Consider the following 22,185-nt stretch of genomic DNA (forward strand, 5'->3'; position numbering starts at 1 on the left):
AGAGGCAGCAAACTAATTAGCATAAGGCTATATGTTCTTGACAATAAATTCAATATTCTTATATTAGATAACACTAATCAAGAACCTCCATCTAACATATAGCCAAACATGAAGAAGGAGTTTATCCTGTCCGCTTTCATCACGCTGGCATTTCTGTCGCTTGGTTTTCTGCTGCTTCATTATGAACTTGTAGGGTACGGTGTCTCCTTTTTCGTGTTCCTCCCTTTTTCGTTGGGCTACTTACTTGGGAGGTCTACCTTCAGAAAGCTGAGCCTCTACGGCTTAGTATTCTCACTTGTCATTTTTCTACTGTTACTCCTGATTGGCGAACTTGAAGGCATGATATGCCTCTTAATGGCAATCCCTTTGATCTTTTTAGCCATCGCTTTTGGAGCTTATTTCGCACATCTTAATAGAAGAAGCAACAACATTAAAAAGGAGGACGATTTGCTTAAAAGCTCCATTGCCCCGTTTCTGCTTTTTATTGTTCTGGGTTTTTCTGAAAAACAGTTAGTAAACGATCAAAGACAGGTTTTAAAAGTCTCTTCTGAAATAACCTTGCCCTACACGCCCCTCCAGGTTTATGATGCCATCAAACATGTTGATACGCTTGATGCCGAAAAGCCTTTCTTGATGAAGCTGGATCTGCCAGTGCCGCAGAAGTGTGTTGTGAGTGAGGAAAAAGTGGGCGGTTTAAGAACCTGCTATTTCGAACGTGGACAGATTATCGAAAGAATTACTGAGTTGGAAAAAGGCCGGATACTAAGGATGAATGTGATCGACTACCAGTTGACAGGCAGAAGCTGGCTTGGCTTTGAGGAAGCCAGCTATACTTTTGAGGAACTGAAAAATGGTGGTTGTAGGATGATAAGAACAACTACTTATACATCTGTGCTTTACCCTAGATTCTATTGGCAGCCCCTGGAAAAGATAGGAATAGAACAGGAGCATGAGTATGTCTTCAACAACCTAGTAAAGGACCTGAACACAAAATATGGGAGGTAGTATTGTGTAGGAAGTATCAACCTATACTTTATGTCTTCTTATGAGCAAAACTCTGATAACTGAAACCGAGATGAGACATATCCTCACGCTTCTACTTTCACTCATACTTACCTTGAATTTTGCCCAGGGGCAGGTACCCAAAGATTCAGAGCTATTCCTGTTGCTGAAGAAGCAGGATAGCACCTTTTTTGAGCGCGGGTTCAACCAATGTGATCTTGCCTATCTGGAAGGTGCAATTCACCCCGAGCTCAGGTTCTACCACGACCAAAGCGGGATACAGGACAAAAAGATCTTCTTCGAAAACACACAGAAATACATCTGCTCAGATCTCGATAAAAAGCCCATCAGAAAAGTAGAGGAGCAGAGCTTAGAGGTGTTCCCGCTCTACAACAATGGTGTTTTGTATGGTGCTATACAGAGCGGTGTACATCATTTCTACATCCGTGAGCCTCAGAAGACGGATGTGCAGACAAGCACAGCAAAATTCACCCATTTATACTTGTTAGAAAATGGCAAATGGCTTCTAAAAGAGGTACTGAGTTTTGACCACAATAACCCAAACACCTCCCCCACCACGCTTTCTTTTGATAAAGAAATCGTGGCTCTTCTGGAGCAACACAAAGTACCTGCACTAGGTCTAGGCATTATCCAGAATGGCAACCTGAGCAAGATAAATGTTTATGGGAGTTTGAAAGCAGGTACAGCTGCCCCATACAATACTATCTTTAAAGTTGCCTCACTAGCAAAGCCAATAGCAGCCATGGTTACACTAAAGCTGGTTGATTCAGGGCAGCTGAGCCTGGACGAACAGCTAGACAAGTATTGGGTTGACCCTGACCTGAAGAAGGATAAGAGGACTAGGAAACTTACACCAAGAATAATACTGACCCACCAAACAGGTTTCCCGAACTGGAGATGGATGTCAGAAAAGAAAAAGCTGGCATTCGAGTTTGAGCCTGGCACCAAGTATCAATACTCGGGCGAAGGGTTCGAATACCTTAGAAAGGCATTGGAAAAGAAGTTCGGCAAGTCCTTAGAAGAGCTTTCTGACTCGCTGGTATTCAGACCTGCAAAAATGAACGACACACGCTATTGGTGGAACAACTCAATGGACGAGAAAAGGTATGCCGAAAACCATGATAAGGATGGAAAACAACTGGATACCTATAAGTACTACGAAGCCAACGCAGCAGCAAACCTGCTAACAACGGTGGAGGATTACGGCAACTTCCTTGCTTATGTCTTGCATGGAGCTGGGTTAAGCGAGCAGACTTATCAGGAAATGACCAAGAGCCAAATCAAGCTCAGAGACAAGAACTATTTCGGACTTGGTTGGGAAAAACTAACTGATTTCAGCACGGGAGAGTATGCCCTGCTACACACCGGAAGAGACCATGGACTTAGTTCATTGGCAATCATGTTTCCAGAGTCTGGAAACGGGTACGTCATTTTCCTCAATGGCGAGAACGTTGACCAGATCTACGAGAAGTTACTAATAGAGCATCTGTACTTAGGCAAAGAGCTCTGGGACAGAAGGTGACATCTTGGCTAAGGCTCAAGCTCCTAATAAACTACAGTGTGATCAAGTGCTATCTCTTTGCCGGCATTTGAGGGCTCTGTATTCTTCGCTGAGGCACCAACACCACACGACGGCCTGTTACTTCCTCTAAGATTGGCTTAAGTACTTTTTCAGCGTTAACCTTTGTCTGATTAAGTATACCAGAATTAAGAGCGGCTTTCTTCACGTTCGCCTCAGCATACTTATAGCTTTCCTGCACCAGGTCGGCATCCTGAAAGTAAGTATTCTCCTTACTGAAGACTTTAGACTTGCTATGGTCAATTTTATAGTAGCAGATTTCCGGCTCAGGCAGAGCCACCTGCACCAACGAGTCGCCTTGAAACTCTATGTCTGCCTGCGTTATTTTGGTAAAGTCAACACAGCCTACAGCTTCTCCAGACACTATCAGCACAATCTTGGAATTCGGCACCCAGCGCGACACATTCTTTTCATACTCTACCACATCTTTAAAATTGTAGCGCACCAGCTCCATCCGGCCCAGGTCCTCTACAGAGGTAAGTATGGTATTGTAGTTCACTACTACTTCCGGCTCCTTCTTTTCCGGTTTATTGAAGTATTCATTGAAAGTGCGCCACAGGAATATGCCAAGCGCAACAAGTATAACCCAAGGAACGAGTTTGATTAGAAAGCGAAGTAAGGGCATTTAGTGCTTTATCTGTTTTTAGGTACAGATACGCAGTTACAAAGATTGTGCTACAAATTTATACTACACCTGCACCCCCAGTCGCTCTTTAAAGCCAACATTGCCTTGCAGGCCACCTGTATGCACTGCCACAATGGTGCTGCCTCGCTTAAAATAGCCTTTCCTGATCAGGTCGAACAGGCCGTAGAACATCTTCCCTGTATAAACCGGCTCCAACGGAATGTAGTGCTGCTGCTTAAATTGCTCCATAAAAGCTATCAGCTCCGGCTTTATTTTAGCATAGCCCCCGAAATGATAATCCGTAATGAGCTGCCAATTGCTGTAGCTTTGCCCACCATAAGCTATTACCAGCTCCTCTACCTCCTGTTGCAGAAACTCCCCGCCTTTCAGTGCCGGAAAACCCAGCACCTGCTTCTCTCCTTCCAGGCTAGCTACAATGCCTGCCAATGTTCCACCAGTACCTGCGGCGCAGCAGATGTAATCATACTCAAGGGGAATGTCCTGCACAATTTCGGTGCAGCCTTTTACGGCCAGCAAATTGGTACCACCCTCGGGCAGCAGGTATACCTTACCAAACTGCCTTTGAAGCTCTTCCAGAAAATCAGGTTCGTTTTTTAGCCTGTATTTTTCGCGGCTGATGTAGTGCAGCTGCATACCACAGGAAGTGGCAAAGCTTAGGGTAGGGTTAAGTGGCAGGTGCTCTTCGCCCCGGATTATACCGATGGTGTTAAAGCCATACTCTCTACCAGCTGCTGCCGTGGCGGCAATATGGTTAGAATAAGCTCCTCCAAAAGTCAGCAAGGTGTCGTATCCCTGCTGCTTTGCCTCCTGCAGGTTATACTTTAGTTTGCGCCACTTATTGCCCGAAATGTGCGGGTGCAGCAGGTCTTCTCGTTTAACCCACAGCGTAACGCTCTGTTCCTGCAACAGGCTATCTTCTAACTTCTGCAAAGGTGCTTCTCCCATACTTGTCAAAAATGGTAAAAAAGAAGCCCCGGCAATAACCGAGGCTCTATTTTATACTTTAAGAACTTCTTGAATCAGGATGTAAGGCCAAAAGTTAGGATGGATACTTTTAATCCTCCCCCACTTTCTGACCTTCTAACTCTTTAACTTTCTAACTTACTACTATACTTTCTCCACAATAGTCTCTTCAACTGGCTTTTTCTTAACGCCATAGAAGATAGCACCAACTACTACTAAAAGCAGCAAGATCGAGGAAATCAGCGATACAGTATTACCAGTATAGTAAGACTGTGGCGCGAACTTAAACTCTATAGTATGCTTACCAGCTGGCACCTCCATAGCGCGTAATACATAGTTAGCACGGAAATGATCTACTGGCTCGCCATCAAGATAAGCTTGCCACCCTTCTGGGTAGTAGATTTCGGAGAATACTACCAGCCCCTCTTTCGCAGCATGATACTCATACTTGAGGTAATTCGGCTCATACTCTACTAACTTAATGTTGGCGCTATCGGTGCTGAAATAGCGGCGCTCTATTGGGAATTTGTTCACGTCCACCACGGCAGTAGAACCTGCATCAAACATCGTCAGTGCATTCAACTCCTCGTCCGGCGACTGCACTGGCTGTACTTCTTCTACAAACCAGGCATTTCCTAAAGCATCCGGTATGCGCTGCACCGGCTGTTTTTGATCTCCTGTAATGGCATAGCGGGTGTTCAGCATGCGTAGCACTTCCAGGTTATTCTGCGAAATGTGGCGGTCTATCAGATCCTGGTAGCGACGCAGCTTAGCTCCGTGGTAGCCTCCTACCGATTTATGAAAGTATGAAGTACGGGCATCGTTAAACGGATTAGGCAGATTGATGACACGGTAGCTCAGGCCCCTTTCCTTATCCTGCGTATCCTGCAGAATCATTTGGTCTGCTGGAGTTGGCTGGAAGAAGTTAGCCTCCACTTGGCGCTCAAAGTCACCGTTGTTCAGGTAACGCTGATCTACTGCCCACAGGTCTACAAGCACCAATATTCCTACACCCGCAATAGCTACATTAGCAGAAAGTTTATTCTTAACATAGAAGTACAGCAATGCTGCTGCCAGCACTATGAAAGCAAATGAGCGGAAGGCATCGGAACGCATCATGCTCTCGCGGTCAGCACGGATAGCATCTATCGGGAACTGCGCCTGTATCAGTCTCTGGTCGGTTTCTGACATGAAGCTGGCAGTACCGGCAAACAGCCATACCAGCAAACAAATGCCTGCAGTTATACCTCCAGAGATCAGCAGCTTCTTATCTAGGTCTTTTATTTGGCTACGCTCGTTAATCAGCTTCCACAAAGCAAGTATAGCCAGGAACGGAATAGTGATTTGGGCAATAACTAGCGCCGACGACACTGCCCTGAACTTGTTGTAGAGCGGGAAGTGATCGAACATAAAGTAGTTGAACGCTTCGAAATTCTTACCCCAGGCCAGTACGATAGAAAGAATGGTACCTGCTACCAACCAGCTTGTCCAGCGGCGGTCTACTATAAACAGACCTAGCACAAACAGGAATACTACAATAGCACCTACATACACAGGCCCGCTTGTCATTGGCTGCGGCCCCCAGTACATTGGCAAACCTTGCTTTACCAATTGCTCTGCCTGCGCAGGTGCGGCGCCCATTTTAAGAAAAGCATTGTATGTTTCAGAATCCGTATCGAGCGGGGCACTGCTGCTGCCACCGTAGAAGTCAGGGATTAGCAGCGTCATAGTTTCACTAACACCGTAGCTCCAGTTAAAGGCATACTCACGGTCAAGGCCACTGCCTACATCATTGCCGCTATTTGGCTGCGTAAGCTCTGACTTACCACGTATACTGAACTCGCTATACTCAGCAGTAGTGTACAATCTTCCAAAGTTCACGCCTACAGCAAGTATGGCAGCTACCAAAAGCACAACCCCGTGCTTCAGCAGCTCTGCAAAAGTGCCATTCTTAAAAGCATATATGATTTCCACCACAGCAAATACCAGCACCAGCAGCAGCATGTAGTACGTCATCTGCAGGTGGTTGAAGTGCAGGTTCATGGTGAGGCCTACGGCAAACAGGGCAGCACCAATCCAGAGGTTCTTGCGCAGCGCGTAAATAAGGCCTGCCAACACCATCGGGATGTAAGCTATGGTCAGGGACTTAGTGTTGTGCCCTGCCTCTAAAATGATGAGGTTATAAGAAGTAAAGGAAAAAGCCACTGCGCCTATGATGGCTAGCCAGGTGCTCATACCCATGGCCACCAAGAGTATATAGGCGCAGATAAGTGTAATAAAGATATTCCCCGCCAGGGCTGGCAGGTCGAAAGTCAGTACTTTATGAATATAGCCTGACCAGTCTCCAGGAAAGTGCGTCTGGATAAGGTAAGCTGGCATACCTCCAAACATGGAGTTAGTCCAGAGGGCTTCTTCGCCAGTACGTTCACGGTAATCCTGTATCTCTTTGGCACCGCCCTTAAACTGCAGGATGTCGTGCTGAGCAAGGCCTTTATCCTGGAAAAGCACCGGCGAAAAGTATACCGCCGTCAGAATCAGGAAAACTAGTACTGCGATGGCATGTGGTAGCACATCGCGTTTAAAGTTGAAGGAAGTTGTCATATCTTTCAAAAACCCAAAATAGAGTTTGAAAGATAGGAGTTTTATTTCACTTCTTCATAATCCACATACTCCCCGCCATTGAAAGTCTTGCGCTCTGGCTGCTCCGGAATATAGTCTATCTTAACATTGCCTTTGGCACGGCCATTTTCATTTTGCCTATGCTGCTGTGCCTGGCCTTGCTGATGCATGTTAGAATAAAAGAAGGTGCCATTGCGCATTTTCTTCTTGATAAACATCCCCAACAGCCACCTAAGCAATGCAGGTGCAACCATTCGAATGAAGAAAATTATGAGCAATGTAGTGAATATGAACTTGATCATCGTGATGCTTTCTCTTTTGGGTAATGCATACTGCAAAAACAGTACCTATACTTCTATACAACTCCTTTGCCAGGCTTTTGTTATCTGACTTTTTGGCGTATGTGCAGCAAAGATAAGGAGTATAGTTCTGAAATGCAGGTTTGTGTAGCTTAGTTCCGGTGCGGCAAGCTGGTTCATACCTTACACCTGTACTTTTAACGATAGAGAGCAAAAAGCAAAAGGGGCACATGCTGTACATATGCCCCTTTTGCTTTACCTGCCGCTAAGGGCTCTATACTATTTCCCCTTTCCAAAGCTGGCCTGCAAACCAATAGAAGGTATAAAGGTAAAACCGGAAAAGCTGTAAGAGCTGCTGTTTAGTAGCTTATAACTACCGTAGTTTTGATAGTACATGGTGATGGCCGGCAAGATGTAAATGTACTTAAAGCCTAGCTTTGCATTGACGAACAGACCAAAAGACCCAAAGCTGTTCTTCTCCATTAGCGGATTTACTTTCTCAACCTCGGTCCCATACTTCTGGAAAAGCCTGCCTGGCTCAAAGCCATACTTCACGGAGGTGTAATTGTATACCGCTCCGAACGCAACGCTGCCTTTCTCCTCTTCCACTCCAAACGATTTACTAAAAATGATCGGCACTGTTACATCACGGCGTTTTGCAGTAAACTGGAGTAATGGCTGCAGCTTGTCCAGAAACAACTTATCAATCCACTCAGAACTTTGCCCCGCGTACTGTAAGCCTACACTACCATACCACTCCCCGGCTTCAGCACCGATACCAGGATTATCTGGCGTGCCTGTCGGGCCTAAGAACTGGTACTGCGTATCAAAAACGTGTACACCCGAAGCATACTTGTATCCTACGTCCACACGCCTGGCTATACCATAGCGAATGTAAAAGTCAAAGGTTGGCCCCACCGGATCTAGGGAGTATGCCAGCATAGCTTTTGTGGCAGCCTCTACTTCATCATCATAGTATACAGAATCTCTCTTAGCAATGGCGTCCACAGCCGCTTTACCAATATCGTCGAGCTGGCCAATTGGCTCTGTAGCAATGTTGCCGCCAAAGTTCAGTCCTACTTTAAACTTGCCTGTGGCCGTAACTTTGCCAGAGTTAATTACTGCGCGTGGGGCTGTACAGCTCACCACTGACACCAACAACAGCACAAGCATACATGCCTTGTGCACTAAAGCTGTAGAAAAGCGCATCCGTTTCCTGTAAAAATGTTCCTTATGGTTTTGAGAGATAGAAACCCGCTGATTTTTGGTGTAGCGGGGGAGACTGCCTGTACAGAGAAACTATACTTTGCAAATCGCCGTTCCTTCTTACACAAAGCTACAGAAACGGCAAGCTCATTTACAATACGTCAACAAAATATTCGGAAACCGATATAAAATAAAAGCGCCCTCGTAATGGAAGGCGCTTTCTTAAACATGTATGGAGTGAGCTTTTATTTACTCAGGTATAAGTTACGCTCAGAATATACTTTTGTGAAGTAATCATCATCTAGGTCATCAATGAAATAGATAGCCTCACCGGTAGACTTCATCTCAGGGCCCAGCTCCTTGTTCACTTCCGGGAACTTGTTGTAAGAGAACACAGGCACCTTGATGGCATAACCATGCTTGTAAGGATTAAACTCGAAGTCCTTCACCTTCTTCTGACCTAGCATAATTTGGGTAGCATAGTTAATGTATGGCTCCCGGTAAGCTTTGGCGATGAACGGGAAAGTACGGGATGCACGAGGGTTAGCCTCAATGATGTATACCTTCTCGTTTTTAATTGCGAACTGTATGTTGATTACACCAACAGTCTGCAGAGCTACCGCGATTTTCTTGGTATGCTCCTCAATCTGGCGGATAACATTCTCACTCAAGTCGAAAGGAGGCAGCACTGCGTAAGAGTCGCCGGAGTGGATACCTGCTGGCTCTATATGCTCCATGATACCGCAGATATGCACATCTTCACCGTCGCAAATTGCATCGGCCTCGGCCTCAATAGCGTTGTCTAGGAAGTGGTCGAGCAGTACTTTGTTTCCAGGATGATCTTTCAGCAAGTCGATCACATGGGCCTCCAGCTCTTTCTCGTTGATCACGATCTTCATGTTCTGGCCACCAAGTACGTAGCTTGGGCGTACCAACAGCGGGAACTTCAGCTCTTTGCTCAGCTCCAGCGCCTCCTCTGCCGTCTCAATAACAGCAAACGGTGGATAAGGTATGCTCAGGTCGCGCAGCAATGAAGAGAAGGAACCACGGTCCTCAGCCAAGTCAAGTGCCTGGTAGCTGGTACCAAAGATTTTGATGCCGTAACGATCCAGCTTTTCAGCCAGCTTCAGGGCTGTCTGTCCGCCCAACTGCACAATCACACCCTCTGGCTTTTCGTGCAGAATGATATCATAAATATGCTCCCAGAATACTGGTTCAAAGTACAGCTTGTCCGAGATATCGAAGTCCGTACTTACCGTTTCAGGGTTACAGTTGATCATGATGGTCTCGTAACCACACTCTCTGGCAGCCAATACCCCATGCACGCAGCTGTAGTCAAACTCAATACCCTGGCCAATGCGATTTGGGCCTGAGCCAAGCACCACTACTTTCTTTTTACCCTCTGTAACGATACTTTCGTTCTCGCCTTCAAATGTACTGTAGTAGTAAGGGGTATTAGCCTCGAACTCTGCAGCACAGGTATCCACCATCTTAAACACACGCTTAATGCCAAGCTCTGTGCGCACGCTGTGTACTTCACTCTCTTTGCAGCGCAGCAGGTGAGCGATCTGGCGATCAGCATATCCTTTAATCTTTGCCTCACGCAGCAGATCTGTAGGGATGGTAGCCAGTGTATACTTCTCAATCTCCTTCTCCATCATATCCAGCTCCTCGATCTGCGCCAGGAACCATGGGTCAATCTTGGTCAGTTTCTGGATAGTGCTGGTTGGGATACCAATGCGCATTGCATCTTTAATGCTGAACAGGCGGTTCCAGCTAGGATTAGCCAGGCTATGAGTCAGCTTGTCGTAATCTGTCATCTCCTTGCCGTCGGCACCGATACCATTACGCTTGATCTCCAAGCTTTGGCAGGCCTTCTGAAGGGCTTCCTGGAAGGTACGGCCGATACCCATTACCTCACCTACAGATTTCATCTGCAGGCCAAGCGTACGGTTCACACCCGGGAATTTATCGAAGTTCCAGCGAGGGATCTTCACGATCACATAATCCAGAGCTGGCTCAAAGAAAGCAGATGTTGTTTTCGTGATGGCGTTTTTCAGCTCATCCAGGTTATAGCCTATGGCAAGCTTGGCTGCAATCTTTGCGATAGGATAACCAGTAGCCTTAGAAGCCAGTGCCGAAGAACGCGACACACGTGGGTTTATCTCGATGCCGATGATGGTGTCGTCGTCCGGGTTAACGGAGAATTGCACGTTACAGCCACCTGCAAACTGCCCGATACCATTCATCATCTTGATAGCCAGGTCACGCATTTCCTGATAAACCGTGTCAGGAAGCGTCATGGCCGGAGCCACGGTAATGGAGTCTCCGGTATGCACTCCCATTGGGTCGAAGTTCTCGATAGAGCAGATAATAATTACGTTGCCAAGGTTATCACGCAGCAGCTCCAGCTCATACTCTTTCCAGCCAAGGATACTTTGCTCGATCAGTACCTCGTGTGTTGGCGATGCATGCAGACCACGTGTAAGGGCTGCATCAAATTCGTCAGGGCTATTAACAAAACCGCCCCCCGTACCACCAAGGGTAAACGAAGGGCGAATCACCAACGGAAAACCGATTTCCTGCGCTATCTCTTTTCCCTCGAGGAAGGAGGTAGCTGTTTCTCCCTTACAAACATTTACGCCAAGCTCAAGCATCTTCAGACGGAACTGCTCCCGGTCTTCTGTTGTCTCGATGGCTTTTATATCCACTCCAATGATGCGTACATCATACTTCTTCCAGATACCGGCTTTATCGCACTCGATAGCCAGGTTCAGAGCTGTTTGCCCACCCATGGTTGGCAGTACAGCATCTATTTTATGCTTTTCTAGAATTTCAACAATGTACTTCTTCTCCAGTGGCCTGAGGTACACATTATCTGCCGTAACCGGATCGGTCATAATCGTGGCAGGGTTCGAGTTAATCAGTGTAACCTCTATTCCCTCCTCCCTTAGGGAGCGGGCGGCTTGGGAGCCAGAATAGTCGAATTCACATGCCTGGCCGATGACAATAGGACCAGAACCAATAATGAGAACAGATTTAATTGAAGTGTCTTTAGGCATTGGGTTGGTATGTATAAATTGCCCAAAGTTACAGCAAAATGTTAAGCCTCGCAAAGGAAAATTGCCTGACCCTGTATATTTCTCCCCTTTTGCACCTCAAACACAAAGTATACAGACCTTACGTAAGTATAAAGAGTACTTTAACCTAACGCTGAAAACCATGGAAACACCAAACGAGAAAGATATAATTACTAACGCTGACGAGAGCAAACGCTTGCCTGATGAGAACCCGGAGCCACTAACTGGCACAAAGAAAAAAGAGACCGATATTCTGGAGACAGGTTTCGAAGGAAAAGAGGCAGGCGGCAACGCTGCAGCAAAAAACGAAGATGACACCAGAGAGCTCGACGGCAGCAACGCTAACACCTTGCGTACTAAATAAGGTTTGCTGCACTAAAACCAGATGCTTATACATCAGCATCACCCTACCCGAATAACAGCCACACCTCTGTAGCAGCATTTTATTACGGGTGGTTTAAGATGTTTGCTGCATGAAAATTGTTCAAACACGAAGCCTCTGTAGTAACATTAAATGGCTGCAGAGGCTCTAATTTTTACAAAATCTAACTTTTTGTAATCTGGCAGCAAAAATATTACCTATTTCATATTTTCAATTAAATAATTAATATAGACATATTTTTGTTTTTTACCTATTAATGCTTAACATTATAGAACAATATCGGACCCTTACCAGCTGCTTATGGTTCTATCTTCTACCCCTTACCACCATGTAGAATACTATCAGCCCCACAACGTCATTGTCAGCCAATGGTATGGGGCATGTAGCAGCGAGGAATACCGTGAGGCACTCTACACATTCTTAAACTTTGTGCGTTCCAATAATGTACCCTACGCCATTTCAGACCGCCGAATGCTGCCGTCTATTTCTCTAGAAGATCTCGAGTGGACGCTGGATGAGTATTTAGAAGACTTTTGTAAGCTTCCACTTAAGCGCTATGCTTTTATCAACTCTTTCGACCCTGTAGCTGAGAAGCAGATTCAGCAGCTTATAGAAAGGGAAAAGCAGCTTCCTTTCCCTTTTAAGATAAAAGTCTTTCAAGACCTTACATCTGCTTACAGATGGGTGTTAGAGGAAGATGAAGTATAAACTACTTTCCGGATGCGCCTTCCTCCTGTCGTACCTGATCTAAAGTAGCTATTAACTGCTCATATGGCTGATAGCCTCGCGCTACTAAATATAGCTTTTCCCCAGCCTGGCAAACCATAGCCGGAAAACCATTTATTCCCCACTCCTCTACCAGCTTAAATTCTTGCCGAGCTTTCTCCAGGTATGTATCGTCGTTGAACTTTCTCTTAAAATCTTCTTCATCGGCATTAAACGCCCGAACTAGCGACATGTAGGTTTCTACCTCATTCATATCTTTCCCCTCTACAAAGTGCTGCCTCTGAATAGCCGACGCTAGTGGTACCTGTTGCTCCGGAAACTGCTCTTTTAAGATAGCCATGGCCACAGCAGGCGGCTCTGAATTTGTAATATAAGTACCCTCATCCAAGATTGCGCGATGGTAGATATCTGTTAGCTTAACACCTGTAATCTCTTTTAGCCTGGGCTCAACCTGCCGTATATAATCAGCCATGCCGCTGATGGGCCTAACGTTGCTGCCCCGTATCATACCGCCGCTGAGCACTTCAAAATCAAACTCCTCGCTTTTTTCCTCAAACAAGCGTGCTATTACAGGACTCATGCCATAGCACCAGCCGCATAAGGCATCCTGTACATAATATATCTTTTGCTTTTCCATTTATTAATCTGCTTTTGTCCTTTTTGAACTGAGTGGCTGCAGAAAAGTTTTGCTAATCAGCCTCAGAGGTGAACACAAGTTTGTTAGGAGTAGAGGCAAATAACGATTAAGCTTTCGGTACCGCAGGAGAGCATGGATCTCTTTTTGAGAAGCACAATGAGCAATTGGATAATAGTTACCGACGAACTCTCTACTATATTAGTAAAAACACCAAGGCTGTAAGCGTTTCCTTTGCGCTTAGCACTTGAAGCTGTACAATTAAGTTATACCTTTTCTTTGATACTGCGTAGAATCAGAAGTTAGAATTAAAAACTTAATGTAAAAACAAACACAGAAAGCTATGAAAAAGAACTTAATCACCTTCTGCTCAACAGCCTTTGCAATAGCCGCCCTTACTTTTAGTTGCACAACTTCGGACGGCACTACAACTGGCAGTGAAGGAATGGATGACGGAGATTATGGTACGACAACTGGTACAACCACAGGTACTACAACTGGCACAACCTCCGGAACAACAACTGGCACAACCTCCGGAACAACAACGGGCATGACCACTGGTACGACTACTGGCACAACCACTGGTACAACTACCGGCACTACAACTGGTACAACTACCGGTACTACAACTGGTACAACTACCGGTACTACAACTGGTACAACTACCGGTACAACTACTGGCACAACTACTGGCACAACCACTGGCACTACTTCCGGTACAACTACTGGCACAACCACTGGCACTACTTCCGGTACAACTACTGGCACAACCACTGGCACTACTTCCGGTACAACTACTGGCACAACCACTGGCTCTACTACTATGTAATTGAGTAATAGAATAACAGATATTAAGAAAGGCAGACACCATACGGTTTTTGCCTTTCTTTTTAATAACAATAGTGTAAGATGAAGTACCTGGAGTTATACTTACGCAAAGTCTTTACCGTAGACCTACGGGCACTGGCCGTCATGCGTATTTGGTTGGCAGGTATTGTGCTCATTGACCTGGCCATCAGGGCCACCGACATAGAAGCCCATTACTCCAACCTGGGAGTCCTTCCGCTCCACGTACTACACCGCCACGTTTGGCTGCCCCAGTTCTTTTCCCTGCATGCACTCAGCGGGCTCTGGCAATTTCAACTAGTGCTGTTTATAGTAGCTGCCATATTTGCCTTCTGCATGCTATTGGGGTACAAAACACGTATCTCCACCATAGCCACGTGGCTACTGCTCCTATCTTTGCAAAACCGTAACCCGCTTATAGCACAGGGCGGCGACGACTTGCTTCGAATGCTGCTGTTCTGGGGTATTTTTCTGCCGTGGGGCAGGTTCTACTCCGCAGATGCCGTGCAGGCCCGGAAACAGGGCATTGTTCACCAGCAGACTAATCACTTCAGCACCGCCACTATGGCCTATGTTCTGCAGGTAGGGCTGGTATACTTTTGCACCGCCTTACTAAAAGACTCCCCGGAGTGGCACACAGAAGGCACTGCCTTATACTATGCCCTCAGCCTGGATCAGATCCTGATGCCTGTAGGCCGTCTAATTTATCCTTACCCGGAGCTGCTGCGTGTGCTCACCCTGGCAGCTTACTACACAGAGCTACTGCTGCCCTTCCTGCTGCTCATTCCGTTTTTCAACAATTTCTTCAGGATGGTAGTGGTGCTGGTGCTGGTAGGCTTCCATATCGGCATAAGTCTTACCTTATTTGTGGGACTTTTCTACCTGATCAACATTGCCTCCGTGGCCGGTTTACTGCCAACACCAGCCATGAACTGGATCGACCGGCGTCTGCTGGGCTCTTTCCGCAAGCCGCACCTGGGGCAGTTTAAGCATGTTTTCAGCCGGTTTGAGACTCCCGTAAGTATACTGGTGCAGACGAAGTGGCAAAAGCCGCTGTTCCCGAAGCACCTGCTGTCTCCTATGCGTAACGGTTTTGTGGCTGTTGCTTTGTTCTACTGCATCTGGTGGAACCTGAGTGGCACCAACCTCTCTATCCACAAACTACCCGACCAGAGCCGTTGGTTTGGCTACCTCCTGCGCCTGGACCAGCACTGGGGCATGTTTTCTCCTGTGGTATTCAAGGATGACGGCTGGTATGTATTGGAAGGCTATACTGCCAATGGCGTAAACATAGACCTGAACCAGCAGGGCAAGGAGGTAAACTACAGCAAACCTGCATCTGTCGTATCACTGTTTAAGAACGACCGCTGGCGTAAGTATTCTGAGAACTACCTTTTCATCCACAACGCCTACATGCGCCCGTACTACTGCAATTATCTGGTGCGCCGTTGGAACGAAGATCACCCGCACCAGCCTATCAAACAGCTGGAAGTTATCTATATGAAAGAACCCTCGTTGCCAAACTATGAGTTGGCGGTACCTACACGGGAGGTACTCTGTACTTGTGCAAATTTACCTGAGTAATTAAAAGCTAATCAATTTTGTACTTTTATCGTAAAAGTAACTCTGAACCAAATTATTACATTAACAACTTAATACGAAAAGCTATGAAACGAGCATATTATTCATTTCTGTTTGCTGGCTCACTGCTGGCAGCAACTGCTCTTACCAGCTGCGGATCCGACAGCACAACTGGCGTTGAATCCGAGTCTACTACCGAACAAGGTGGTGACATGACTGAAGGTGATATGAACAGCGGAACTCAAACTCCTACAGATACAGCAGGCACTATGGGCACTACAACTACTGGTGGCACTACTGGTACTACAGGCACAACAACTGGCGGTACAACAGGCACTACGGGTACTACAACAGGCACTACGGGTACTACTACAGGCACTACAACTGGTGGTAGCACCACAGGAGGTAGTACAACTGGCGGTGGTAGCGGCACCACTACAGGCGGACACTAATAGTCTTACCAATAAAAACACAAAAGGCAGATATCAGTTGGTATCTGCCTTTTGTGTTTTTACTCAGGTTAGCCCTGCCCCTCCTCTTCGTCTCCACTAAGCGCGTAGCCTACGGCGGCTGCCACCATACCTCCCAGGAGGTAGTAACCAATAGCCATTGCCTGAGTTTTAGGAGTTCGGTTGCTTGGTTTCTCGCCTAAACCCATCGGGCCCGGCAACAGAACGGCGCCTGCTCCTGCAGCTGCCCCAAGTATAGACCCGCGCCACAGCGCACTCTTGCCAGAGCCTGCCATGCTATAGTATAATGAGTTAGAAATGATGTCGCCAACCAACGCCCAGGTGTGTAGTTTATCATCGTCCTGTGGCGGCTGCGCACCTCCTTTTTTCATTAGCTTTGAGATAGAGCGCATGCCCAACACATCCATGCGCGGAGCATCTGGCACAAACCGGCGAACTGTTTCGTGTACAAGCGTAACGACACAAGCACCAACAAAGCCACCTGCCACTGCTTTTATTACATTGTTCATAGTTTTATCTGTTTAGTTTAGCAGCATAAAGCTGTTTAACAAGTATAGGTGTTCTGGCAAAGAAGGTTACAGTTACGGCACTACACGCAGCACATCAGCCCAAACCGCCTCCTCTCCAGTCTTACGCTCATCAGTAGGGCTATCAAAAACCACCAGCACATGGTGCTCGTCTAGTACGGCTAAACCCTCAGCTTTGTCTTTTCCTGTATCTTCCCCAGTACCATGCGGCACCTCCAGCAGGCGTTCCAGCTCATTGTGATGGAGCACCTGCTCTTCCTGCCCCACCGCATTCGGCCAACGGTAGATAGCTATCACACCATCAAGATCCATGGTAGGGCCAGCAAGCAAGTATATGTCACGGCCAAAGAACCTAAGCTCACGGATGCCTTTCCCACGCAGGTTCAGGAAGTGTTTCTTATAGACCTTGCCATTCTCCAACTCCTTCAGGTCCAGCTTACCTTCCTCATCCTCCTCAGCTTCTATTTCCAGCACAATTGCCCAGCCTCGCAGCACAGGTCCCCGCAACCCAATAAAAATCCGTTTGCCATAGATAGCCAGCCCCTCTACGTCAAAGCCATTGTCTTTACCTGGTATGCCCATAAATGGTGCGATATGTTCATCATGTTGCAGCACTTCTGTTAGTACACTACTCTGTGTGTCGCCACGGAATTGGGCAGCCCGTAGCAGATGCCCCGGCTGATTAGGATCTTCCGCCTCCCGGTGCAACGTGTATTCACCTGTTTCAGCATCCTGCAAAATAGGGATGCGTGCCAATAGGTAGCGGTTAGGGTCGTTCTTTACCGTAGCCAGTTTCTGCACCTGCTTCTGTATAGATTGGTGGCGTTTGGGTTTAGCCCGCTTTAAACTATGCGACCCCATAATCCAGAGGTAATTATCAGCTATCCCCATACCCTCTATGTCAATCTCGCTGGCTCCTTTAACTGGCAGGTTCAAAAAATCTTCTAAATTGTAGGACTTATGATCTGCATAAGAGCCATCAGGTTGCTGCGTGAGCCGCTCAATGTATGTTCTCTCGTCGCAACTGATCCAGAGATTGTTACCGGTAAGCAAGGCTGTTGAAAGCCCATCACGCACATGTTTCCCTTCGGGATTAAGGCTGAGTTTCGGATTGAACTGTAGTATAACCTTCTTTTTCATTCTGCAGTTTTAAAGTATGGATAAGGCGGTTTACGAACTCCCGCCCCTCTTGGTAACGCTCTGATGATAGATAACGCATTTACAGATATGGAATCGACAGAAAGTGAACAATTGGAGAAAGCCACTTTTGGAGCTGGCTGCTTTTGGGGCATAGAAGTGACGTTCAGAAACACTCCCGGTGTGGTAGACACAACAGTGGGTTATATGGGAGGGCACACCGAAAACCCAAGCTACCAGGATGTATGCTCAGACCGCACAGGCCATGCAGAGGTAGTGCAGGTAACTTTTAACCCCAACCTGGTAACTTACGACCAGTTGCTGCAGGTATTTTGGCAAGCACACGACCCTACACAATTCCATAGGCAGGGGCCAGATGTTGGCTCCCAATACCGCTCCGTAATTTTCTACCACAACGAATCGCAGCGCCTGATGGCTGAGACCACCAAAGAGAACTGGCAGCAATCTCCTGAGTTTAGCGGCCGACTAATTGTAACAGAAATAGTACCTGCTGATACGTTTTACCGCGCCGAGGAGTATCACCAGCAGTACCTGATCAAACGAGGTATGGCCACATGTCGCATCTAAGCCCACAACAAACAAAAGAGGCTGTCCGGAAAGGGCAGCCTCTTTTGGTTTATCCGGTTGATTTTGTTTTTTAGGCGGCCAGCTGGAAAACGGCTCTTCTCGGGCTGAAAATGGTAGTCAGCTGGTCCAGCAGGCCGGTATGAGCCGCAGTTGGCTGTTTTAGCTGCTGGGAAAGACCGGAGGTGCCCCTCTCCAGGGCCTGCCGGAAGGCTTTCACTCCCTTGCGGGCTATTTTGCGCAGGTTGTGGGCCATGGCCGCCAGGCCAAAGTCCACCTCGGCTTTGGCAAGTGTTCTCAATCTAAAGCGGGTGAAGCGGTTGTTGCTCTTCACCTGCCCGAACACAGCCTCGGGCTCAATGGCCCTTCGCTTGCGGTGGCGGATTCCCTCCTCACTCAAGAGCCGCTCCCGTGCCCGGGCCTTTAACTGGCGCAGGCGGTGGTTGACCTCGATCATGCGGTTGCCCCTGCCCTTGAAGCACTGCCCCCGCAGCGGGCAGCCCTCACACCGGCGGGCAGCATAGCGGGTGACAGAGGAGACATGACCTAACTCAGAAGTACGGGTGTACTGGCCCACCCGCTCCAGGCGCTGGCCCATGGGGCAGACGAAGAAGTCCTGCTGCTCATTGTAGTACAGGTGCTGGGCGTGGAAGATGTCGTTCTTGAACTTGCGCTTCTGCTCTTGATGGAAGTAGCTGTACTTGACGTAGGCCTCTACCTGGTGCTCTTCGAGCCAGGCGTAGTTCTGCTCCGAGCCGTAGCCGGCGTCGGCCACCACTTCTTTTGACTGCCGCTGGTAATGGGCCTGGAACTGCTCCAGGTGCGGGATCAGCGTGGCCGTGTCGCCCGGGCGCTGGTGCAAAGAGAAATTGGTGATCAGCTGGCCCTCGGAGCTGATCTGCACGTTGTAGGCGGGCTTCAATTGCCCGTTCTTCATGTGGTCTTCTTTCATCCGCATGAAAGTGGCATCCTCGTCTGTTTTGCTATAGCTGTTCCTCTCACCGAGCTTCTCTAGCTGCTCCTCGTATTTTTGTAGTCGCGGCAGGTGCTCTTTCTCCAGTTTGGCCACCTGCTTGCGGGCCTGCTTGTCCAGCTCAGCCACGCGCTCGTTGAGCTGGCGGATCTCCTCTTTCAGGCGCTGGGCGTCCACCTTCTCGGGCGGCTGCTCCTGAGGCGCTTTCCTGTCTTCTTTGATGGCCTGCTTGATGTCCGAGAGCACGGCCTTGATCTTTGTCTCCAGCTTTTGCTTGTTCTTCTCCACTGAGCCCCGCCACACGAAAGTATAGCGATTGGCTGCTGCCTCCAGCTTGGTGCCGTCCACGTACTGGGTCTCCAGGCTCACGTAGCCCAGGCGGTTTAAGAGGCGCACCAGCTCGGCAAACAAGTCCTGGATCTGGTTCTTGAGGCGGCGGGAGCGGAAGTCGTTGATGGTGCGGAAGTCGGGGGTGCTGCCGCCCGAGAGCCATATGAAGTGGATGTTCTCCTCCAATGCCCGGGCGATGCGGCGGCAGGAGTAGATGTTATTGAGGTAGGCGTAGAAGAGCACCTTGAGCAGCATGCGGGGGTGGTAGCTGCTGGTGCCCCCGCCCTTGTAGGTGGCCAGGATGCGGTCGATGTTGAGCTCGTCCACCACCCGGTCCACGAGCCGCACCGGGTGGTCTTCCGGGATGCGGTCTCCGATGCGCTGGGGGAACAGGACCACCTGGTGGCCCGGCTGCTCCTTGAAAACAACGTTGCGCCTTTTCATACTCCCTAAAATAGCAAAAGAGGAGAAAATGAAAAAGGGGCCGCCCTTTTTGGACAGCCCCTTTACGTTATACTAGCCAGTTCAGCTTATTTTACTCTTGCGTTTGTTTTAGATGAGCCTGAGCTAGAGCTCGTATTTGATGAGCCTGTGCTGCTGCCTGAGGCGCCCTGCTGCTGCTTTGCGTTGATGCCTTGCATTGCATCTCTGGCTGTAGAAGCCGCCGAGCTAACCTGACCCTTGATCTTATTCTTATTTTTCTGGCTAAGTGCCATCCAACCTGCGCCAAGTGCTAGTACGGCACCTCCTACCACAGCTTTCTGCTTCGTAGTCATGTTAGTGAATTTGGTAGCGGCAGTGCTACCAAACTGCATCAGCTTATCCTGCATGCCTTTCATGCCACCTTGGCCAGTTGTGGCCTCTGTGTTGCTACGGCCCTGCATATTCTGGCTGCTGTTGCCTGAAGAACTGCTATTTGATCCTGATGATGAAGAGTTGCCAATGTTAGTGCTGCTCTGTGTTCCACTCGAAGGTGTAGAGTTTGTTTTTGCTTGACCTTGAGTTTGTGAGGTTGTGCTGTTATTCTTGTTCGTTTCCATGTGTCTTTCTTTTTGAGTCTAGTTTTTATGATACAATTCTGACCCAGGCAAACCCAACTCTTTTCGGCTGAGGATTTGCCAAGGCCTTAGATATATTTTATCGTTTATCTCTAAGCTTAGTTTCGTTTACGGCTATATTTTTGAGTTGCACCTGTCTTCTCTAAGTAAATGCACCTACTCACCAATCATTTTTTCTCATACACGGGGAAGTGCAAAAATCATACTATATCAGTCGGCTTACTGGCCTGCATAAAGCTGCTGTAGCTTCACCAGATTTTCCTGTATCTCCCCCCATTCTTTTTCCTCCTCTTTATCCTCTGGGCCAGGTGCATGGACATTTTTGTAGAACTTTAAGATGTTTTGCTGCAGCGGACGGTTAGCCTTCTCAAACTCTGATTTAGCCAACCTCTTCAAAAGCTCCGCATAAGTCTCATCGGTTAAAGGATATGTACCATGTTTCGTTTCTTTGCCAGTATCCAGCTGCAGGTTCTGCAGGGAGGGCTGCTTGTCACTAAGCTGCTTCAGCATGGCGCTATACTTATCTGCAGTAACATTAAAGCTCTCCAGGTACAGCTCCTCTGCCTTGGGTGGCGGTGGCACAAATGCCAGTGGCCGTAACGGACCTACTTTAGGTAGGACTTTGATGATATAAGCAACAGCCCTGGCAAAGAAAGATGGTCGCTCGTAGTCACGCCCCCACTGCTCATGAAAACTGGACCGGCTCATTCGGTATACGAATTGGTTTCTGGTAATTCCCGGCTTCTGCTCCTGTATCTCGCTTTTTTTAGCCTGCCAAGCGGCCTTTGTAAGCTCTGGAAATATCCCCCGGATAGTATAGCGATAGCTGCCAACAGCCAACGGAAGATTGATAAACACATCCTGTAGCTTTAACCCATAGGTTTCCAAAAAAGCCTCTTCCAATAGCTCTTTTGCCACCTCGAAACCTATAAAATCCTGGTAGGCTTCAGAAGCGTAGCTGCCTCGGGCTACCTGCAGCACGTCAAAGCCAAATTCTGTTTTTATATGTGATATGGCATCGTCGGCATAGGTAACTTCATGCCCATGCTCCTGCCCCACTTCTGGATACACAATAGGAACAGCCTTATTGGTGCCGATAGGGTGCCCGTAAATATCTGCATTAAAATGTGCCATGGCACCTAGCGCAAACCCTAGTTCCTCTACAGTATCAGCATGGCGCACCAGGCTTTCTACAAAATCACCGCTGCGCACATAGTGGGTAAGGTCGGTGAAGAAGGTATTGCCAAAAGGATAGTAGCCCATGTCCTGAACTATAGAGCCTCCATAGGCATAGGCATGTGCTTTTTTAAGATCTTCTGCAGAGGCATTAGGATAGCGCGAAATTAGGAGAGGCTTAAGGCTGGTCTCCCAGACAGCATCTACTACTGCCTGATGCGTTAGCACACCATAAGCCATGGCAGGAGTAGCTGATAAAAAGGAAAACACCAGCATACTAAGGCACAGCAGGGTACCATATAATCTGTTTTTCATAAGCTCTTGGTACGCAGTTGAAGCCAAAAG

At 47.8% G+C, this 22,185-nt stretch carries 19 protein-coding genes and 1 pseudogene; 8 read left to right on the top strand and 12 right to left on the bottom strand.

Annotated elements, in window-relative coordinates:
- The first annotated feature begins 108 nt into the window (after nucleotides 1-108).
- Both PKOR_RS04665 and PKOR_RS04670 read left to right on the top strand, forming a co-directional pair.
- The gene (locus PKOR_RS04665; RefSeq protein WP_046309427.1) at nucleotides 109-1,005 is read left to right on the top strand and encodes an SRPBCC family protein; all 897 of its coding nucleotides are present in this window, start codon (nucleotides 109-111) and stop codon (nucleotides 1,003-1,005) included.
- A gap of 70 nt (nucleotides 1,006-1,075) precedes the next feature.
- Nucleotides 1,076-2,545 carry a serine hydrolase domain-containing protein gene (locus PKOR_RS04670; protein ID WP_046314085.1) on the top strand — a complete coding sequence of 490 codons (1,470 nt, stop codon included), beginning with the start codon at nucleotides 1,076-1,078 and terminating at the stop codon, nucleotides 2,543-2,545.
- A 49-nt stretch (nucleotides 2,546-2,594) separates the two neighbouring features.
- Here PKOR_RS04670 and PKOR_RS04675 read toward each other — a convergent pair whose 3' ends face one another.
- The 6 genes from PKOR_RS04675 to carB form a co-directional block, all read right to left on the bottom strand.
- Entirely contained in the window at nucleotides 2,595-3,227 is a 633-nt protein-coding gene (locus PKOR_RS04675) for a DUF4230 domain-containing protein (protein WP_046309428.1), read from the bottom strand.
- Between the two features lie 63 nt (nucleotides 3,228-3,290).
- Nucleotides 3,291-4,178, bottom strand: a complete 888-nt coding sequence (locus PKOR_RS04680) for a 1-aminocyclopropane-1-carboxylate deaminase/D-cysteine desulfhydrase (RefSeq protein WP_420806332.1) — start codon at nucleotides 4,176-4,178, stop codon at nucleotides 3,291-3,293.
- Nucleotides 4,179-4,355: 177 nt separating this feature from the next.
- Nucleotides 4,356-6,812, bottom strand: coding sequence for a YfhO family protein (locus PKOR_RS04685; protein ID WP_046314087.1), 2,457 nt, complete (start codon nucleotides 6,810-6,812; stop codon nucleotides 4,356-4,358).
- A gap of 41 nt (nucleotides 6,813-6,853) precedes the next feature.
- Nucleotides 6,854-7,132 carry a DUF4834 family protein gene (locus tag PKOR_RS04690; protein WP_046309430.1) on the bottom strand — a complete coding sequence of 93 codons (279 nt, stop codon included), beginning with the start codon at nucleotides 7,130-7,132 and terminating at the stop codon, nucleotides 6,854-6,856.
- A gap of 276 nt (nucleotides 7,133-7,408) precedes the next feature.
- Nucleotides 7,409-8,338, bottom strand: a complete 930-nt coding sequence (locus PKOR_RS04695) for a hypothetical protein (RefSeq protein ID WP_046309431.1) — start codon at nucleotides 8,336-8,338, stop codon at nucleotides 7,409-7,411.
- A gap of 242 nt (nucleotides 8,339-8,580) precedes the next feature.
- On the bottom strand, nucleotides 8,581-11,397 hold the full coding sequence (gene carB / locus PKOR_RS04700; RefSeq protein WP_046309432.1) for a carbamoyl-phosphate synthase large subunit: 2,817 nt from the start codon (nucleotides 11,395-11,397) through the stop codon (nucleotides 8,581-8,583).
- Nucleotides 11,398-11,458: 61 nt separating this feature from the next.
- Between carB and PKOR_RS04705 the strand changes: the two genes are divergently transcribed.
- On the top strand, nucleotides 11,459-11,779 hold the full coding sequence (locus PKOR_RS04705) for a hypothetical protein (RefSeq protein WP_235337248.1): 321 nt from the start codon (nucleotides 11,459-11,461) through the stop codon (nucleotides 11,777-11,779).
- A 318-nt stretch (nucleotides 11,780-12,097) separates the two neighbouring features.
- Complete coding sequence (locus tag PKOR_RS04710; protein ID WP_046309433.1) at nucleotides 12,098-12,505, top strand: hypothetical protein; 408 nt, start codon at nucleotides 12,098-12,100, stop codon at nucleotides 12,503-12,505.
- 1 nt (nucleotide 12,506) lies between these two features.
- Here PKOR_RS04710 and PKOR_RS04715 read toward each other — a convergent pair whose 3' ends face one another.
- On the bottom strand, nucleotides 12,507-13,160 hold the full coding sequence (locus tag PKOR_RS04715) for a DsbA family protein (protein ID WP_046309434.1): 654 nt from the start codon (nucleotides 13,158-13,160) through the stop codon (nucleotides 12,507-12,509).
- Nucleotides 13,161-13,500: 340 nt separating this feature from the next.
- Between PKOR_RS04715 and PKOR_RS04720 the strand changes: the two genes are divergently transcribed.
- From PKOR_RS04720 to PKOR_RS25215, 3 genes are all read left to right on the top strand, one after another.
- Nucleotides 13,501-13,986 (top strand): hypothetical protein, encoded by a 486-nt coding sequence (locus tag PKOR_RS04720; RefSeq protein ID WP_200897426.1) that lies wholly within the window; start codon nucleotides 13,501-13,503, stop codon nucleotides 13,984-13,986.
- Nucleotides 13,987-14,066: 80 nt separating this feature from the next.
- A complete protein-coding gene (locus PKOR_RS04725; RefSeq protein ID WP_046309435.1) occupies nucleotides 14,067-15,587 on the top strand; it encodes an HTTM domain-containing protein in 1,521 nt (506 codons plus the stop codon).
- 83 nt (nucleotides 15,588-15,670) lie between these two features.
- A complete protein-coding gene (locus PKOR_RS25215; protein ID WP_046309436.1) occupies nucleotides 15,671-16,036 on the top strand; it encodes a hypothetical protein in 366 nt (121 codons plus the stop codon).
- 68 nt (nucleotides 16,037-16,104) lie between these two features.
- Here PKOR_RS25215 and PKOR_RS04735 read toward each other — a convergent pair whose 3' ends face one another.
- Nucleotides 16,105-16,563, bottom strand: a complete 459-nt coding sequence (locus PKOR_RS04735; protein WP_046309437.1) for a hypothetical protein — start codon at nucleotides 16,561-16,563, stop codon at nucleotides 16,105-16,107.
- A gap of 72 nt (nucleotides 16,564-16,635) precedes the next feature.
- Nucleotides 16,636-17,721: a DUF3616 domain-containing protein gene (locus PKOR_RS04740; protein WP_046309438.1), complete on the bottom strand. Its 1,086-nt coding sequence runs from the start codon at nucleotides 17,719-17,721 to the stop codon at nucleotides 16,636-16,638.
- Nucleotides 17,722-17,808: 87 nt separating this feature from the next.
- On the opposite strand from PKOR_RS04740, the gene msrA reads away from it, so the two are divergent.
- The gene (msrA, locus tag PKOR_RS04745; RefSeq protein ID WP_046309439.1) at nucleotides 17,809-18,306 is read left to right on the top strand and encodes a peptide-methionine (S)-S-oxide reductase MsrA; all 498 of its coding nucleotides are present in this window, start codon (nucleotides 17,809-17,811) and stop codon (nucleotides 18,304-18,306) included.
- Nucleotides 18,307-18,526: 220 nt separating this feature from the next.
- Here msrA and PKOR_RS04750 read toward each other — a convergent pair.
- The 3 genes and pseudogenes from PKOR_RS04750 to PKOR_RS04760 form a co-directional block, all read right to left on the bottom strand.
- Nucleotides 18,527-20,050, bottom strand: a pseudogene (locus PKOR_RS04750) (IS1182 family transposase); the annotation flags it as partial.
- A gap of 86 nt (nucleotides 20,051-20,136) precedes the next feature.
- Complete coding sequence (locus tag PKOR_RS04755) at nucleotides 20,137-20,646, bottom strand: hypothetical protein (protein ID WP_046309440.1); 510 nt, start codon at nucleotides 20,644-20,646, stop codon at nucleotides 20,137-20,139.
- Nucleotides 20,647-20,883: 237 nt separating this feature from the next.
- Nucleotides 20,884-22,155 carry a zinc dependent phospholipase C family protein gene (locus PKOR_RS04760; RefSeq protein WP_052739091.1) on the bottom strand — a complete coding sequence of 424 codons (1,272 nt, stop codon included), beginning with the start codon at nucleotides 22,153-22,155 and terminating at the stop codon, nucleotides 20,884-20,886.
- Between the last annotated feature and the right edge of the window lie 30 nt (nucleotides 22,156-22,185).

The sequence above is a fragment of the Pontibacter korlensis genome (genome assembly GCF_000973725.1).
In the GTDB taxonomy this organism is placed as follows: Bacteria; Bacteroidota; Bacteroidia; order Cytophagales; family Hymenobacteraceae; genus Pontibacter; species Pontibacter korlensis.

Coding starts and splice junctions, on each gene's coding strand:
- PKOR_RS04665 (WP_046309427.1), top strand. CDS start 109: ATGAAGAAGGAGTTTATCCTGTCCGCTTTCATCACGCTGGCATTTCTG.
- PKOR_RS04670 (WP_046314085.1), top strand. CDS start 1,076: ATGAGACATATCCTCACGCTTCTACTTTCACTCATACTTACCTTGAAT.
- PKOR_RS04675 (WP_046309428.1), bottom strand. CDS start 3,227: ATGCCCTTACTTCGCTTTCTAATCAAACTCGTTCCTTGGGTTATACTT.
- PKOR_RS04685 (WP_046314087.1), bottom strand. CDS start 6,812: ATGACAACTTCCTTCAACTTTAAACGCGATGTGCTACCACATGCCATC.
- PKOR_RS04690 (WP_046309430.1), bottom strand. CDS start 7,132: ATGATCAAGTTCATATTCACTACATTGCTCATAATTTTCTTCATTCGA.
- PKOR_RS04695 (WP_046309431.1), bottom strand. CDS start 8,338: ATGCGCTTTTCTACAGCTTTAGTGCACAAGGCATGTATGCTTGTGCTG.
- carB (WP_046309432.1), bottom strand. CDS start 11,397: ATGCCTAAAGACACTTCAATTAAATCTGTTCTCATTATTGGTTCTGGT.
- PKOR_RS04710 (WP_046309433.1), top strand. CDS start 12,098: ATGGTTCTATCTTCTACCCCTTACCACCATGTAGAATACTATCAGCCC.
- PKOR_RS04715 (WP_046309434.1), bottom strand. CDS start 13,160: ATGGAAAAGCAAAAGATATATTATGTACAGGATGCCTTATGCGGCTGG.
- PKOR_RS04720 (WP_200897426.1), top strand. CDS start 13,501: ATGAAAAAGAACTTAATCACCTTCTGCTCAACAGCCTTTGCAATAGCC.
- PKOR_RS04725 (WP_046309435.1), top strand. CDS start 14,067: ATGAAGTACCTGGAGTTATACTTACGCAAAGTCTTTACCGTAGACCTA.
- PKOR_RS25215 (WP_046309436.1), top strand. CDS start 15,671: ATGAAACGAGCATATTATTCATTTCTGTTTGCTGGCTCACTGCTGGCA.
- PKOR_RS04735 (WP_046309437.1), bottom strand. CDS start 16,563: ATGAACAATGTAATAAAAGCAGTGGCAGGTGGCTTTGTTGGTGCTTGT.
- PKOR_RS04740 (WP_046309438.1), bottom strand. CDS start 17,721: ATGAAAAAGAAGGTTATACTACAGTTCAATCCGAAACTCAGCCTTAAT.
- msrA (WP_046309439.1), top strand. CDS start 17,809: ATGGAATCGACAGAAAGTGAACAATTGGAGAAAGCCACTTTTGGAGCT.
- PKOR_RS04755 (WP_046309440.1), bottom strand. CDS start 20,646: ATGGAAACGAACAAGAATAACAGCACAACCTCACAAACTCAAGGTCAA.
- PKOR_RS04760 (WP_052739091.1), bottom strand. CDS start 22,155: ATGAAAAACAGATTATATGGTACCCTGCTGTGCCTTAGTATGCTGGTG.